This window comes from Gillisella vitis (assembly GCF_021559775.1).
GTDB lineage: Bacteria > Pseudomonadota > Alphaproteobacteria > Rhizobiales > Rhizobiaceae > Allorhizobium > Allorhizobium ampelinum.
Map to the genome: position 1 here is coordinate 303,613 of NZ_CP056049.1, position 14,901 is coordinate 318,513.

Annotated in this window: 10 protein-coding genes and 3 pseudogenes; 8 read left to right on the forward strand and 5 right to left on the reverse strand. The window is 55.3% G+C overall.

From position 1 onward, the window contains the following. The first annotated feature begins 70 nt into the window (after nt 1-70). From AVCG78_RS23430 to AVCG78_RS23450, 5 genes and pseudogenes are all read left to right on the forward strand, one after another. Nucleotides 71-1,606: pseudogene (locus tag AVCG78_RS23430) on the forward strand (IS3 family transposase). A 318-nt stretch (nt 1,607-1,924) separates the two neighbouring features. Next, nucleotides 1,925-2,041 (forward strand): annotated as a pseudogene (locus tag AVCG78_RS23435) (IS5/IS1182 family transposase); the annotation flags it as partial. A 33-nt stretch (nt 2,042-2,074) separates the two neighbouring features. Further along, a pseudogene (locus AVCG78_RS23440) lies at nt 2,075-2,317 on the forward strand (hypothetical protein); the annotation flags it as partial. A gap of 179 nt (nt 2,318-2,496) precedes the next feature. Next, nucleotides 2,497-2,952 (forward strand): Lrp/AsnC family transcriptional regulator, encoded by a 456-nt coding sequence (locus tag AVCG78_RS23445; RefSeq protein WP_071203469.1) that lies wholly within the window; start codon nt 2,497-2,499, stop codon nt 2,950-2,952. Further along, complete coding sequence (locus tag AVCG78_RS23450; protein WP_071584816.1) at nt 2,952-3,581, forward strand: LysE family translocator; 630 nt, start codon at nt 2,952-2,954, stop codon at nt 3,579-3,581. Before AVCG78_RS23445 ends, AVCG78_RS23450 begins: the two co-directional genes overlap by 1 nt. 146 nt (nt 3,582-3,727) lie before the next feature. Here AVCG78_RS23450 and AVCG78_RS23455 read toward each other — a convergent pair whose 3' ends face one another. Further along, a complete protein-coding gene (locus tag AVCG78_RS23455) occupies nt 3,728-4,804 on the reverse strand; it encodes a Gfo/Idh/MocA family protein (RefSeq protein ID WP_071203467.1) in 1,077 nt (358 codons plus the stop codon). 266 nt (nt 4,805-5,070) lie between these two features. Here AVCG78_RS23455 and AVCG78_RS23460 point away from each other — a divergent pair, with 266 nt between their 5' ends. Both AVCG78_RS23460 and AVCG78_RS23465 read left to right on the forward strand, forming a co-directional pair. After that, complete coding sequence (locus AVCG78_RS23460; RefSeq protein WP_234796141.1) at nt 5,071-5,937, forward strand: sugar phosphate isomerase/epimerase family protein; 867 nt, start codon at nt 5,071-5,073, stop codon at nt 5,935-5,937. 46 nt (nt 5,938-5,983) lie between these two features. Then, nucleotides 5,984-7,249: an ROK family protein gene (locus AVCG78_RS23465; RefSeq protein ID WP_015918539.1), complete on the forward strand. Its 1,266-nt coding sequence runs from the start codon at nt 5,984-5,986 to the stop codon at nt 7,247-7,249. Here the strand turns inward: AVCG78_RS23465 and AVCG78_RS23470 are convergent, their stop codons facing one another. From AVCG78_RS23470 to AVCG78_RS23485, 4 genes are read right to left on the reverse strand one after another with little or no spacing between them, the layout of a single operon-like run. Next, nucleotides 7,250-8,293, reverse strand: a complete 1,044-nt coding sequence (locus AVCG78_RS23470; RefSeq protein WP_071203465.1) for an ABC transporter ATP-binding protein — start codon at nt 8,291-8,293, stop codon at nt 7,250-7,252. Nucleotides 8,294-8,332: 39 nt separating this feature from the next. Beyond that, nucleotides 8,333-9,148, reverse strand: coding sequence for an ABC transporter permease (locus tag AVCG78_RS23475; protein WP_081355362.1), 816 nt, complete (start codon nt 9,146-9,148; stop codon nt 8,333-8,335). A 2-nt stretch (nt 9,149-9,150) separates the two neighbouring features. Next, nucleotides 9,151-10,020 carry an ABC transporter permease gene (locus AVCG78_RS23480; protein ID WP_156601702.1) on the reverse strand — a complete coding sequence of 290 codons (870 nt, stop codon included), beginning with the start codon at nt 10,018-10,020 and terminating at the stop codon, nt 9,151-9,153. Nucleotides 10,021-10,023: 3 nt separating this feature from the next. Beyond that, entirely contained in the window at nt 10,024-11,166 is a 1,143-nt protein-coding gene (locus tag AVCG78_RS23485) for an extracellular solute-binding protein (protein ID WP_081355361.1), read from the reverse strand. A gap of 430 nt (nt 11,167-11,596) precedes the next feature. Here AVCG78_RS23485 and AVCG78_RS23490 point away from each other — a divergent pair, with 430 nt between their 5' ends. Then, the gene (locus tag AVCG78_RS23490) at nt 11,597-14,683 is read left to right on the forward strand and encodes an alpha-mannosidase (protein ID WP_081355367.1); all 3,087 of its coding nucleotides are present in this window, start codon (nt 11,597-11,599) and stop codon (nt 14,681-14,683) included. Nucleotides 14,684-14,901 lie beyond the last annotated feature (218 nt).

Consider the following 14,901-nt stretch of genomic DNA (forward strand, 5'->3'; position numbering starts at 1 on the left):
ACTGAGAACTGACCCGGTAGCACAAGATAGGGGGGGGCGGACGAAAACTTGGACCACCAGGAGGTAGTTCATGTATTCCTACGCAGACAGACTTCGAGCGGTTAAGCTCTATATCCGGCTGGGCAAGCGACTTAACGCGACCATTCGCCAGCTGGGATATCCCACGAAAAATGCCCTGAGGGGCTGGTATCGCGAGTACGTCGAGAATCACGACTTGCGTGTTCAGGCGGTAGCGCGACCGCCAAAGTTTTCCGAGGCTCAAAAGCAGGCTGCTCTTGAGCATTACCGCACTCACGATCGTTGCATCTCTTCGACGATGAGGGCGCTCGGCTATCCCGGTCGAGGAACTCTAACCGGATGGGTTCGTGAGGCGTTTCCGGAGGCGCGGACCGATGGTCGGTCGATCGTGGCACCCTGGCTATTGCGAGGAGGTCCGGCAAGCGGGGGTCATCGGATTATGCAGTGGAGATGAAAGCACTCAACAGGTCGCTGACCGACTGGGCGTCTCAAGGCCGACATTGTATAGCTGGAAAGACCAGCTTCTCGGTCATGAGGCTTCTTCATCCATGAAACGCCGCAAAGCCAACTCCAAAGCGCCAGAACGTGAGGAACTCGAGCGACAGCTTGAAGCCCTCCAGCGTGATGTCCGCCAGTTGCAACTCGAGCATGATCTCCTGAAGAAGGCCAATGAACTCCTAAAAAAGGCCTGGGCGTCGATCTGCAGATCCTGAGTAATCGGGAGAAGACACAGCTGGTTGACGCCCTTAGGAATATCTATCGAGTGCCGGAACTGCTTTCCCAATTGGGCTTGGCACGGAGCTCCTACTTCTACCACAAAATCCGTATGGGCTTGGCAGACAAATATGTCGCTATCCGCCGCAGCATGACGGAAATCTTTGAAGCGAACCGTCGTTGCTACGGTTATCGACGACTGCAGGCGCCGCTGGCCAGACAGAGCGTGATAATCTCGGAAAAGGTTGTCCAGCGATTGATGAAGCAGGAGCAGTTGGTCGTTGCCAGGCCGCGTCGACGGCGGTTTGGATCCTATCTGGGAGAGATCAGTCCAGCGCCCGAGAACCTGATCAATCGCGACTTCCATGCAAAAGCGCCGAACGTGAAGTGGCTGACAGACATCACCGAGTTCCAGATCCCAGCTGGCAAGGTGTACCTTTCGCCTATCATCGATTGCTTTGACGGCATGGTCATCAGCTGGTCGATCGGAACGCAACCAGATGCGGGTCTCGTCAACACCATGCTGGATGCAGCCATCGGAACCGTCGCCAACGGCGAGGAACGGCCAATCATCCATTCTGATCGCGGAGCCCATTATCGATGGCCCGGCTGGTTAACCCGTATCAGCGAAGCAAGACTGGTTCGCTCGATGTCCCGAAAGGGTTGCTCGCAAGACAACGCCGCGTGCGAAGGGTTCTTCGGTCGGTTGAAAACCGAGCTCTTCTATCCACGAGACTGGAAGGCCATCACAATCGAACAGTTCGTGGCAGAGGTGGACGCCTATATCCGATGGTACAATGAAACGCGTATCAAGATATCGCTGGGATCGCTCAGCCCGGTCGAATATCGTAAAAGCCTCGGCCTGAGCATTTAAAACACTCCAAGTTTTTATCCGCACCCCCGCCCGACGAGAGAGCGGTATTGCCGAACATATCGAATGTGAAGGGATCGTTTCATCTGCTTTCCCTCGCTTTTTATCACTGCAAACAGCTTATGAAGCATCGCAGAAGCGGGCAGTATTCGTTACGAGGGGGAAGCTTTAGCGCCTCTAAACCAGAGCGCTGTTGTTTTAGCGGCTTTGTCGCAAAATTTCGGCTTAGTTTGCCGCCTGGATGATCATGAGGTAGATGCGGTCTGAAGTAAGCAGACAGGTAGATTTGAGCGGTCATGGTCGATTTCAAAGGCAGTCACTGGCAAACGGGCTTTGGTTGAAACCGCGATGGGTCGATACAAAGGCGTTATTGGGCTGCGTTTGCGTGCCCGGTCGTTCCTTGCCCAACAGACAGAGGCTGCGATCGCCATCGCGGTATGCTGCTTGGTCGGGCAAAAAATCTTGGCGGCGCTGATCCAGCGTTATGGCATCTACAACCGCTAAGCTGGCCGCGGTGCCATCAAGGGATTGCTGTTAGGCGGACCGCACAATCTTCGGGATATTCTGGCAACGCCTATCCTGAAACAGACCGGCTCCTACCAGTAGGACAGCTATGTCATCTAGAACACAGCGGATATTGTTCAGCAGCATTACGCACGCTTCCTACCTCAGGACAAGACCGCGCTTGCGGTGAAAATCTTCAATCAGGTTTAGGAAGCTGCATAGCGGATCGGATGAATAGCTGATCCGCATCTGCCTGGATTTCATTCGTCTTCGCCTTGAACGGATACGAGCCATCACCTGTGTTCGCCAGATTCCCTAAATTATAAGGCGACGACAATGTCACCACATAATATATTGTATTTTGTAATTTTACGTGGTTTTATGCGGATATGGATATTATAGACCGCAAAATAGTCAGTCTTCTTGCCGAAGACGCCCGCCGCTCGCTTGCCGATATTGGCAATATCGTCGAGCTTTCCGCGTCGGCGGTGAACGAGCGCATCAGACGCCTGACCGCGAGTGGGGCGATCCGCCGTGTCACCGTTGATGCCGATCCATCCGCATTCGATTTGCCGGTGATCGCCTTCGTGTGGATCGCCTTGGCGGCGGATGCGGACGAGGCCAGCTTTCGTACCTATGCTGCGTCCCAGTCCGCTATTGCGGAATGTCACCATGTGACCGGGCAATGGTCCTATCTTATCAAGGTTCATGTCGCGTCGCTGGCGGAAATCGAAGCCTTCCTGGCGGCAATGAAACAGAACAGATTCCTTGCACGTAGCGAGACAATCATTGCTCTCTCATCTGTGGTGCCAGGACCATTCATGCCGAAGGGAAGTTTGGACTGATGGAGCTGACACTCATTTTGAAAAGCATTGTGCTTGGCCTTGCTGTCGCAGCCCCGCTCGGCCCCATCGGCGCCTTGTGCATCAACCGGACTCTTGAACGTGGGTTCTGGGCCGGCGTGGCGGGCGGCTTTGGGACTGCTCTGGCAGATGCCGTCTACGCCAGTCTCGCCGCGCTTGGCTTTTCCGCTTTCGCGGCGACCCTTGCGACAATCGATACGCCGCTCAAAATCATCGGTGGACTTTTCATGGTGTGGCTCGGCTGGAAAAGCCTGAAGCCCAAACCTCTCGCGGACGCGGCCAAGGTTGGAGCGCGCGATCTTTTCGGTACCATCGCTGCAACCTTTTTCCTGACGATCACCAACCCTGTGACCATTCTGTCCTTTGCTGCAATTTTTGCCGGTCTTGGCCTTGCTGGCGCATCGGGGGCGACAAATGCGTTTTTCGTGGTCGCAGGCGTTTTCCTTGGCTCGTTGCTGTGGTGGTTCCTATTGAGTGGCGGCATTGCATTGGCGCGACAGCGCCTTCCCTCAAGTTTTGCCCGCTGGGTTTCCCGTTTGTCCGGACTGATACTGATCTCGTTCGGACTTTTTGCCCTCGGTTCAATCGCTTGGGGCATGATTGCTCGATGAAGATATCCGGCGTTAGCGATTGGTGTCCGTCAATACATACACCGGAGCTGACGGTAAAGATAAGACGACTGAACTTTGATTGACACAGATGCGCGATCTGGCGCTGTGCAGTCCTGCGATTACCGCGATACCAGTCGTTGCAATCATCAGTCCGTCTTGCGTGCAGCAGAGATAATAGCGGCAAACAGATCGAGATCAGCCATGGACTCTGATGGCGGCGTTCGGTTCTCGCCGCCTTGCTTGACCGCCGCATGGAATGCTCGCAACTCGACATCAAAGGGGTCTTGATGAAAGGGGCCAAGCCGGGTGAGGCTGTTATCGTGATCGGTGGAATTTTGAATATCCAGCACCATCGGCAGATTGCGGATGTAAGGGGTTGGATATTCAAAGGCCAGACGATTGTAGCGAGAGTTGATCTCGAAACCGGCTTCAAAGCGCACCACATCGCCAATCATGCATTCATAAATTGCGGTAAAATGACCGTAGTCAAAGAGGGCCGTGATCTGGCTGCCGCCCTGTTTAATCTCGGCGGCAATCACGCGCTTGGGACTGCCCAGCAGATCCCGCATGGCCGAGAGGGAATGAGACGAAAGCCCTGTCAGCACAGAATACGCCGTCTGAAGTTCAGCGGATGCATTCGGGCCAAGCACGCTGTCCATCATCGTACCACGCAACTTACGGCTTTCCTCGATAAGGCTTGCCGGAATATCGTCCTTGGGCGTGACAACCGTATCCGTCTGGCGAAAATACCAGGGGCCTTCGCAGATGACATCCCGGACACGAACGTAGGTAATGTCGGCAAAGGCTGGCAACCGCCTTTTCGCCTCCAGAAAGGCGGGCGCAAATCGACGCATATAGCCAACCATGGCAATGCGATCTGTCTGCTCCACCACATCACTGAGTGCAGCGAGGTCTTCCATCGTCAAACAGCAGGGCTTTTCAATCAAAACATGCTTATCAGCTTTCAGGGCCGCACGGGCATGACGGCCATGGTATTGATCCGGGCTCATGATCAGAATTGCATCAATATCCGGTGACGCAATCATCGCATCGACACTTTCAAATACGCGCTCAATGCTCCACCGTGTCGAGATCGACTGGGCCACGCTGGGGGACGGATCATAAGCGCCCGCAAGCGTGAACATTTCGGTCAATCTCTGCAAAATCGGCAGATGGATCAACTGCGCCACTTCTCCAAGCCCAACAAGACCAAGTCTCACCATAGGATTTCCCGCCTTCGACCAGCTTTCAAGATGCGATAGATATTTCAGGCCGAATTAAATACACAATAATGATTATATCAAGAGATGTTTTGCACGAAATGAGCAGCCTCGGCACAGAATTTTGAAAACGGAAATGGCTTAATGATTGAATTCGCTTTATTTTGTCCGATTTTCAAGAAAATAGCATTTTTAACGCAATGCTCTTTTGCTTTCAAATCGGATCGATTAAGGTGTCATTGTAGATTTAATAATCAATGGAGTCGATTATGAAGCTTGCGACAGCGCCCGACGCCTGGGGCGTCTGGTATGCAGACGATCCGCGACAGACCCCTTGGGAGCGCTATCTGGACGAGGTACGAGACTCCGGCTTCACAGCGACAGAGACCGGGCCTTGGGGCTATCTGCCCACCGATCCATCTCATTTGACAGATGCCCTCGGTAGCCGTGGATTGAGCGTATGCGGATCAGCCCTTGTGCACCTGCTTGCCCCCGCAGACGCCATGGAAACCCTACGCCCAAGGCTTGAGCAGACCTGCGGTCTTTTGAAAGCCATGAAGGCTGAGTGGGTGGTGCTGATGGATGATTCAGACCTGCCCCTCCCCGGCAAAAACCGCGCGCTTTCCCCGCAAGACTGGGCATCGATGATCCGCAACATCAAGGATGCGGCCCATTATGTCACGGAAGAGCACGGGCTTTCTTTCGTTTTTCATCCGCATGTCGGCTCTGGCGTCGAAACGGAAGCCGAAGTCATTCGCCTTCTCGAAGAAACGCCCGAAGACAGCGTCGGCCTTTGCTTCGATTTTGGTCATCACGCCTATACCGGTGCCGATGCCGTGGCTTTTATGAAGCGCTATGCGGACCGTATTCCCTATTACCACTTCAAGAATGTAGATCCCGTTTTGCTGGCGCATATACGCCAAAACAACATCAACTTCATTGAGGGCTTCCAGTCGGGGGTTATGTGCGAGCTGGACAAGGGCATGGTGGATTTTGCAGAGGTTCGGGATTTTCTTGCAACCCGTGGGTTTGATGGCTATGCCGTTTATGAACAGGATATGTATCCCTGCCCTCCGGAGAAGCCTTTTCCGATTGCGTGCCACAACCGGCAGGTCTTGCGTGAGCTTGGGATTTAACATCCATACCGAGAGTGGCGTGCGACAATAGGACGAAGGAACAGCCGTGACACTTCTGGATCGGTTTGATGGAGGCTTTGCCCGCGACGGTGAGGACATTATTGCGGGCAGCCGGATTGAAGATGCCCGCATTCATAATCGTCGTCTGGTGTTTGAAACCATTTTTCAACGCGGCCCCATCAGTCGGGTGGAGATTTCAGCCATTGTCGGGCTGAAACCCCAAACCATTTCGTCCATCACCCGCGAACTGCTCGAGCAGGAATTGATCGTCGAGGCCGGGCGCTCCTCAGGTCTGCGCGGTCAGCCGCAAATCTATTTGGAGGCCAATGCCGAAGCGGGCTTTTCAATCGGGGTTCATCTGGATCAGAACCAGTGTCATATTCTGGTGTTTGACTTGAAACGGCAGGAGCGCGCCCGCAAGTCGATGCGGTGTGATACGGCAAACCCCGATGTGACCGTGCGGATGCTGGCGCAAACCATAACAACATTGCTGCACGACAATGCCCTGCCTGCGGAGCGCATCTGGGGCCTTGGTCTGGTACTGCCCACATTTGGCTCCGATGTCTATGATTTCGATTTTTCCATGCGGCATTGGGAGGCCTGGCGCGATGCATCCTTTGCTGAAGACCTGCAACGCCTGACCGGCTTTGCCGTTCTGGTGGAAAATGACGGAACGGCAGCAGCCATTGGCGAGCGCCTTCACCGCCATGATGCGCAAGAGGCGTCGTTTGCCTATTTCTACATCGGCCATGGAGCCGGTGCAGGGCTGATTATTGATGGCTATCCCTTCAAGGGTGTTGGCGGAAATGCCGGCGAAATCGGGCTGTTGCCAATCCTTGGCCTTGGCGCCAATCCGGTCTGGCCGGACAATCCCAGCAGCGCTGTTCAGGGCGGTGTTCTTTCTATTGGCGGGCTGGCAGCCGCTTGCGGTCTATCAGAGCAGTCCATGGATGAGCAGAGCATCTTGAGCCTGCTGGAGCGGCGTGATCATCGGTTGATGGATTGGCTGGCGTCTGCGGCCAGTGTGCTGCGTGATGTCTGCGCGGTCATTGAAGTGATGTTCGATCCCGGCTTTATTGCCGTGGGCGGTGCCTTGCCACGGGCGCTGGTGGAACGGCTGGTGGATCGCGCCTATCCGCTGCGCCCCACGCCATCGGCTCGGCGTGACCGGGCCTTGCCACGGCTTTTGCCTGCAACGCTGATTGAGGATGCGGCGGTGACGGGGGCGGCGATGCTGCCGATTTTTGTCACCACCAGCCATAATTTCCGCCATCTCTATTTCCGGCAGATTCTCGCAGACGACCGGTCATGATTATGCAGGCCCTGCATGATGCACGGCCTTGTTATCACGAAACACGGTGTAGCGGGCGACAACGGGTGTATAGAACACGCCTTCCTTGATGTCGGCGTCTTTTGGTGTCTGAACTTTCCAGACGGTGCCATCCTGCGCTTGCGCCTCGATCTTGAGGAAAGAGCCATAATTGACAATACGCCGCACACACGCCCCTTGGCCGTCATCTGATGGCAAGAGGACAATATCTTCCGGGCGCACAGTTAACAGCGCTTCGCCCGTCTCTATCGGCGCATCAATAGCAACGCCACCCAGATGCGCGCCACCTTGGTTGATCTGAATGCTATGGGAATTCATATCGCCAATGAAGCTAGCAACAAAAGGCGAATTGGGCGTTGAGTAAATTTCACGCGGCGTGCCCACCTGTTCAATCCGCCCCATGCTCATCACCACAATCCGATCAGCAACAGAGAGCGCTTCATCCTGACCGTGGGTGACGAACACGGTGGTAATGCCGAGTTTTTTCTGGATTTGCCGCACCTCTTCGCGCAAACGGTCGCGCAGGTGTTGATCAAGGCTGGCAAAAGGCTCATCCATCAGCAGAATTTTGGGCTCCAGCACAACGCAGCGAGCAATGGCAACACGCTGACGCTGGCCACCGGACAGATGTGCCGGGAGGCGCTTGCCATAATCCGCCAACCCCACCATGGCCAAGGCATCGGAGACCTTGCGGGCAATCTCGGCTTTCGGCAGGCCGCGCAGCGTCAGGCCAAAGGCAATGTTTTCAAACACGGTCATGTGCTGCCACAGGGCATGGCTTTGGAAGACCATGGCGGTAGGGCGTTTTTCCGGCGGCGTCCGTGCAACATCCACGCCATCAATCAGCACCTTGCCGCCCGACGGCGTCTCGAACCCGCCAATAATGCGCAGCAATGTTGATTTTCCCGACCCGGATGGGCCGAGCAGGCAGACCAGTTCACCATCATCAATCGTGAGCGACAAAGGCTCAATCGCGGTGACGATGGAATAGTTTTTCGAGACGTTTTCGAGGGCGAGTGTGGACATGTGTTCAGTGTCTTTCTCGAAAATAGGTTTTAATCATCATCATCCGCCGAGCCCTTTGGCAAAAGCTTCGCCGCCAATCACCCGGCGCGCCATCAGGATGGCGGCCAGAGACGGCACCCAGAGCATGACCGACAGCACAGCCCCGTATTGCACCACCAACTGATTGTTGATCATCGACATCATCAACAGCGGCATGGTGCGAATGCGCGGTGCACCCACCAGCCACGCGCCTTCCGTCTCGTAGAAGGTCCAAACGAAGGTCATTAGCAAGGCAGCGGCAATCGTGGGAAAAGCTTGGGGCAATGTGATGTGGCGAAACACCTGCCAGCGGTTTGCGCCGACATCGCGAGCCGCCTCTTCCATATCCCGGCTGACAGCTCTGAACGCGGCGGTTGGCAGCCAGATCATCAACAGCAGGGTATTCAGCAGTTGGATAATCACCACGCCGGTAAAGGTGCCCACCAGATTGAAGGATAAAAACAGCACCGCGATGGAAATGATCAATGCAAAACGCGGAAAGGCATTGGCCATCAGAAATGACAGCATGAATACCGATTTCCCCGGAAAATCCATGCGGGCAAAGGCATAGGCCGCTGGCAGGCAGATGATGGCGGATAGCAATGTGACGGTCAGCGACAGCTCAACTGATGTCCAAAGGGCCGCCCAGACATCGGGCCGGGCCAAAACCGCAGACCAGAAGCGAAAGCCCCATTTGGTCGGCAGAACGGAGGGATAGAACCATTGCTCAGCAAAGGCCCAGAGAAAAACCGTGAGCACGGGCAGAACGATAAAGACAATCAGAAACAGCAGAATGATCAGGCCAAACACATCATGGCGGCGACTGGACAGGAACATCATCACTCTCCGTCTTGGGGCTTGCGGGCAATCGAGCGGACATAGGCAATACCGGCCAGAGAGCAGATGAGAAAGGTGATCGTCGCCTGCGTTGAGGCTTGCAGCGGATCACGCACGCTTGCAAATGTGCGCAGCATGAACGGCCCCATCATCTCCGGGCTCGTTGGTCCCAGCATGAAGGGCATCAGGGCTTGGCCGAAGAAGCCAAGAAAATTCAGCGCCGATACGATCAGCAGGGAATGCATGATCTGCGGAATGATGATGCGGACCAGAATCCGCAGCCGTCCCGCGCCCACATCGCGGGCCGCTTCAATTGAGGCATCCGAAATGCCCGACAGGCCGGAGATCAAGATCAGCAAAGTGAGCGGCATACCGTCCCAGAGCAGGCCGATCACCGGCCCCCAAGGAGTCAGATAGGGCGATGCATAATGATGGAACCCGATAAAGGATAGCAGGCTTTGCAGCCAGCCATTCGGCCCCAGATAGCGGATCAGTGCGTAGCAGATGATAATGCCGGGAACAAACATGGGAAACAACGCCAAGCCTTGAATCAGGCTGGCCAGCGGACCACGGGTAAAGCGCATGTAGAGCGCAATCGGCAGATTGATGGCAATCAGCAGCGCAAGGCTGACGAATGTGGTCCAGAGTGTTCTACCAAGATTGGCAAGGCTATAGGCATCGGTGAAGAAGAAAACATAGCTGTCAAAATTCAGCGTATGGACACCATCACGGCCTTCACGCCAGAAGGTGCCGATAATGGTCAGCGCCGCCGGATAGAACAGAAAAATCACGATGGATAGAACCGGAATGGCCACAAAGGCCAATCCGGTCCAGCGCGATCCTTCCGAGAGGCCATGCGTGCGCATCACCATGCCTCAGCGCTTAATGTTTGAGGCGACGTTGCGATACCAGCCCTCAAACAGTGCAGGCTCCCATGTGCCGGGGAAAAGCGGGATGGATTTGGGCGCGACTTTTGCGAATTTATCCTGAAGTTCCTTGGACATAAACTCCCACTTGATGCCGGGGAAGCCGCCGAGGTCGGTCACCACATGGTTCTGGATGTCCGCTGTGATCAGGTAATCGGCAAGCTTGAGCACCATATCCTTGTTGGCCGCAACCGTTGGCACGACAATGCCGGAAAAACCGCCGGTAAACGCCAGATCCTGCAACTGCGCAACAGATGTTGTCTCAGGCACCACGCCCTGGCTCATCGCCTGCAAGGCCATGTCCGACCAGGCAACGGTCATGGAAACAGCGCCGCTGGCCAGCATCTGGATGGACGCTGTGTTGCCGGAGGTGTATTCACCGCCATTGAACAGTGAGGGCTGGATGTCCTTGAGCAAAGGCCAGAGCTTGGAAAACAGCGGCTCGGCATAGGCCGGGGTGTAATTTTCCGGCAGGAACAGGTCGGGGTTCAAGCCAGTGACTTCCTGAAGCGCACGCTCGATAAAGCATGCCCCGGAATCGCCAAGATCAGGACGAGCATAGGCAAACTGGCCGGGATTGGCCTTGATCCACGCCACAAGCTCCCTGAAGGTGGTGGGGACGGCTTTGACCTTGTCGGCATTATACATCATCACGACTTGCGAGCCGCGATAGGGCAAAAGCGCCGGGCTTTGCACCACGACCGGGTTGACCTTGTCGTAATTGGACAGGCCAGCCTTGGAAAAATCCACCCAGAGACCCGCTTCCAGCGACCCTGTGGGATAAAACGGGGTGACAGCTTCCAGCATATCGACCTGCGGGTCCTTCTTGGCTTTGAAGGCGGCCATAGCGCGATCAGCCAGAGAATTCATCGCGGAGCCACCACCGCCCGGAACAAGATTGAGCGTCACACCGGAATGGGCCGCCTCAAAACCCGGCTTGATCACCTGGGTCCAGAAATCAATGACATTGGTATCGCTGTTGAAGAATATGTCGAGAACGCCGGGGGCCGCAAAGGCTGGCCTTGAACCAGCCAGCGCCAGACCAACACCTGTCGCAGAATATTTCAGGAATTCACGTCGTTGCATGCGCATTGACACCTCCATCGGCAGCACGGACACGCGCCTGCCCTTTGTTTGGCCACGGATAAGGCCAGGTTCCCACTCCAGATTGGCGACTGCGCTTTAGATACGTCTCTATCTGCCAATATTTAAATTCTTAACACGAATTATATCGCCTCTGTCAAGCAAACAATTGAACAAATATTCGTTTTCATAGCCCATCGGACTCGACGATATTCCGCCAGAATTCGCATCGAAATGGCAATTCGCGTGTTCATCAGCCGAGCGCAACACACAAAGAAATCCGATATTTTTGAGAGATATCGGTCGATATTATGCGATAATTCGCTATGATCGCGCCAAATGCAGCAGAAAAATCGCGATCCTGTTTTCTCAAAAATATTATATCATCAGCAATGATTAAATGTTGCAGTGCCAAACAAAACCAATGCGGGAGACCATCATGCGTGCCTATCGAGACCGCCAGCGTAGCCTTGAACAGCTCTCGCGTCACATCGAAGTTTGGGCCGATGAACTGGAAGCGTATGAGCTACGCGAGCGCATACCACTTGGGGCCTTCCTCGCCAGCACGCCGGAAGGGCTGACGACGCACATGGGTGTTGGTGACGCGTGGCCAAACCGCCATGGCATTCACACGTTTCTGCTGGAAGACGCAATTATGATACCAGAAGAACCCGGCGTGGAGCTGCGGCTTGATTTTGGTGGTGAAAGCCTTGTGCGGCTGATTGGGCTGGATGGCGAGATTCTCGAGAGTTTTGCGGCTAACCCCTGTCATCGCAGGTTTGATGTCCCCCGCGGCATTCCCTTCAAAATCAGAGCGGAATCCGCCGCGCGCAGTCTGTTTGGCGTGCCCAATCGCAACCCCGTGCTCTCCATGGCCGAGATTTATCGATATTATCCCGAAATTCGCGCCTTGCGCCGTCGCCTGCTGACTTTACGCAACACCGCCGACACGGTGAAAGACAAAGAGCTTGCCCGTACGCTCTATGAAGCGGCAGAAATTGTTCTCTCAGGTTTGCGGCTGCCGACAGCAACACAGGATGTCGGCCCTCGTCTGGCCAGCCGCACTTGGGCGCGCGATATATGGGAGCGCAGTTTTGAGCCGACCGACACACCAAACGCCCTGACGCAGGAAGCGCTTGCTTCTGTTGAGACGGCAACCGTCAGGCTTGATGCCATGCTGACTGAGCTTCGAAATGCCTACCCCAAACAGGGACGTGTGCTGGTGACTGGTCACGCCCATATTGATTATGCCTGGCTTTGGCCGCAGCCGGAAACGGTGCGAAAAATCGTCAGAACCTTCAACAGTGTCAACGCATTGCTCAAGCGGCACGATGATTTTCGTTTTCTGCAATCGTCCTCCCTTTACTATCAGCATGTTGAGCAAGAAGACCCGGCGCTGTTTGAAGAGATCAAACAGCGCGTCTCGGAAGGCCGTTGGGAAGTCATCGGCGGCATGTTGGTGGAGTGTGATACCAACATGCCCTCGGCAGAGGCCTTTTTGCGGCAGTTTCTGTATGGGCAGCGCTATTTTCAAAAACACTTCGGCATCACCAGCCGCACGGCGTGGCTGCCCGATACATTTGGCTTTACTGCCGCCATGCCGCAGATCATGCGGCACGCTGGAATCGACACATTGGTGACAATCAAAGTATCGTGGAATGAGACCAACAGCCTGCCAGACAATCTTTTCCGTTGGCAAGGCAATGATGGCTCGCGGGTGCTGGTTCACACTTTCGACGCCTATGACAATGACGGCTACAATATGCTGATGACGCCTGCCGCCCTTTGTGAAGTATGGGGCAAACATGCTGCCAAGGATATGACCGATACCGTCATTGCCTCCTACGGCTGGGGCGATGGCGGCGGTGGACCTGACCCGGATCAGATCGAAACCCTGCCGCTTCTCAATCTCATGCCAGCCATTCCAACCGTCGAGCATGGAGCGATCGAGCCACATATTCAGGCCTTGGCAAACGATCTTGAAGCGGCAGCCCTGCCCGTCTGGCGTGGCGAGCTTTATCTGGAATACCACCGGGCAACATTGACCACGCAGGCGCGCACCAAGCAACTCAACCGACAGGCAGAAGCCGCTCTGGTGGCTGCGGAAGCCCTCTCCGTACTCGATGCCTTAGAAGGCGGAGCGCCTGCGAAGAGCAACCTGAAACCTCAATGGGAATTGCTGCTTCGAAACCAGTTTCACGACATTTTGCCAGGTTCTTCCATCCGCGAGGTCTATCAGCAAACCGAACCAGAGCTGGAGGGCGTCATCGATGATGCAACAACCCTGATCCAGACCCGCCTGCAAGCCATTGCGGCACGCCATAGCGGTGATCTCGAAGGATTGCTGGTGGCCAACCTGTCAGGCTCCAGAAAAACCGCATTCCAGATTGAAAGCGCAAGCCCCCTGCCCGCCGCCTTGCAAGCGCAAGAGCTGAACGGGCGCTATGTTGCGGCCATTGAGCGTAATCTGAAGCCACTCAGTCTCGGTTTTGTCAGCAGTTCAAGCCCGCGCCGTGTAACAACGGACGGCAAAACCATGGAGAATGATTTTGTCCGGCTGACTCTGGATGAAGCAGGCCGAATGATCAGCCTGATCGACAAGAGATCAGACCGTGAGCTGATGGACGGCCCCGGCAACCAATTGCTGCTGTATCGCAATGATCTGCCGCGCAATTTCGACGCCTGGGACATTGAGCCCGGCTTTGAGCTTGGTGAAGAGGAATGGCTGTCGCTTGAAACGATGGAGGTGACGGCCAATGGCCCGCATCTGGCAGAAATCACCATCACCAGACGCTTTTCAGCCAGCATGATCCGGCAAAAAATCCGGCTGTGGTCCAACAGTCCACGGATGGAATTCGTCACTGATCTCGATTGGCACGACCGGCGCACCTATCTGCGTGCAGCCTTCCCCGTAACCGTGTTGGCAGAGGACGCCGTGTTCGATCAGGCCATTGGCATCACCCGGAGGCCTACGCATGACAATACCAGCTGGCAGAAAGCCCAGTTCGAATCCTGCGGCCATCGCTTTGTTTCACTCTCGGAAACAGACTGGGGTGCAGCCCTGCTCTCGGCTGACAAATATGGCTTTTCTGCCAAGGGCAAGCGGCTAACTTTGAGCCTTGTTCGTGGCCCAATGTTTCCCGATATGTTGGCCGACGAGGGCAATCACCATTTCGTTTACGCCCTTTTGCCGCATGATGGTCGCTGGTGGAGCGAAGAGGTTCAGGCGGAGGCTGATCTCGTCAATGCGGGCCTGCATTTCACGCCAGCCACCACCGCTGAAAACTACGATATCGCACCCATCGGGTTTTCCGGTCAAAGTGTTCGTGTGCATGCCCTCAAGCCCGCGGAAGATGGGGAAGGACATGTCCTGCGCCTGTCGGAGTCAGCTGGCCGTCGCGGGGCGTTTCATTTGGCACTGCCAGGCGGCTGCAAGCCAACCCTAATCAATGCCATCGAGGTGCCGCTTGATGACATGGATGATCCCTCAAGCCGTCCTTTCGGTCTCGCAAGCTTCCTCTTTTGAATGTGAGAGAGTTGTAAGCTGGACACGCGGCAAAGACCTGGTTGATCTTGCGTCATTCTCACCTGAAATCCCGGATCGGCTTCAGGGAATTGGCTCTTTGGCCAGGCACCTGATACAGCTGTGCTTATGGGCTACCCGCAAACCCGTCTTTGAGACAGCGGCCTGAAATAGGAGAGCTTGTATTGGGGTGGAAAACGTCGAAGATCGAATACGTAAAC

What these genes read in the sequence shown, in the direction of transcription:
- AVCG78_RS23480 (WP_156601702.1), bottom strand. Translation starts at nt 10,020, where the DNA reads ATGGTGATGCGCACGCATGGCCTCTCGGAAGGATCGCGCTGGACCGGA.
- AVCG78_RS23445 (WP_071203469.1), top strand. Translation starts at nt 2,497, where the DNA reads ATGGATATTATAGACCGCAAAATAGTCAGTCTTCTTGCCGAAGACGCC.
- AVCG78_RS23490 (WP_081355367.1), top strand. Translation starts at nt 11,597, where the DNA reads ATGCGTGCCTATCGAGACCGCCAGCGTAGCCTTGAACAGCTCTCGCGT.
- AVCG78_RS23470 (WP_071203465.1), bottom strand. Translation starts at nt 8,293, where the DNA reads ATGTCCACACTCGCCCTCGAAAACGTCTCGAAAAACTATTCCATCGTC.
- AVCG78_RS23455 (WP_071203467.1), bottom strand. Translation starts at nt 4,804, where the DNA reads ATGGTGAGACTTGGTCTTGTTGGGCTTGGAGAAGTGGCGCAGTTGATC.
- AVCG78_RS23475 (WP_081355362.1), bottom strand. Translation starts at nt 9,148, where the DNA reads ATGTTCCTGTCCAGTCGCCGCCATGATGTGTTTGGCCTGATCATTCTG.
- AVCG78_RS23460 (WP_234796141.1), top strand. Translation starts at nt 5,071, where the DNA reads ATGAAGCTTGCGACAGCGCCCGACGCCTGGGGCGTCTGGTATGCAGAC.
- AVCG78_RS23485 (WP_081355361.1), bottom strand. Translation starts at nt 11,166, where the DNA reads ATGCGCATGCAACGACGTGAATTCCTGAAATATTCTGCGACAGGTGTT.
- AVCG78_RS23450 (WP_071584816.1), top strand. Translation starts at nt 2,952, where the DNA reads ATGGAGCTGACACTCATTTTGAAAAGCATTGTGCTTGGCCTTGCTGTC.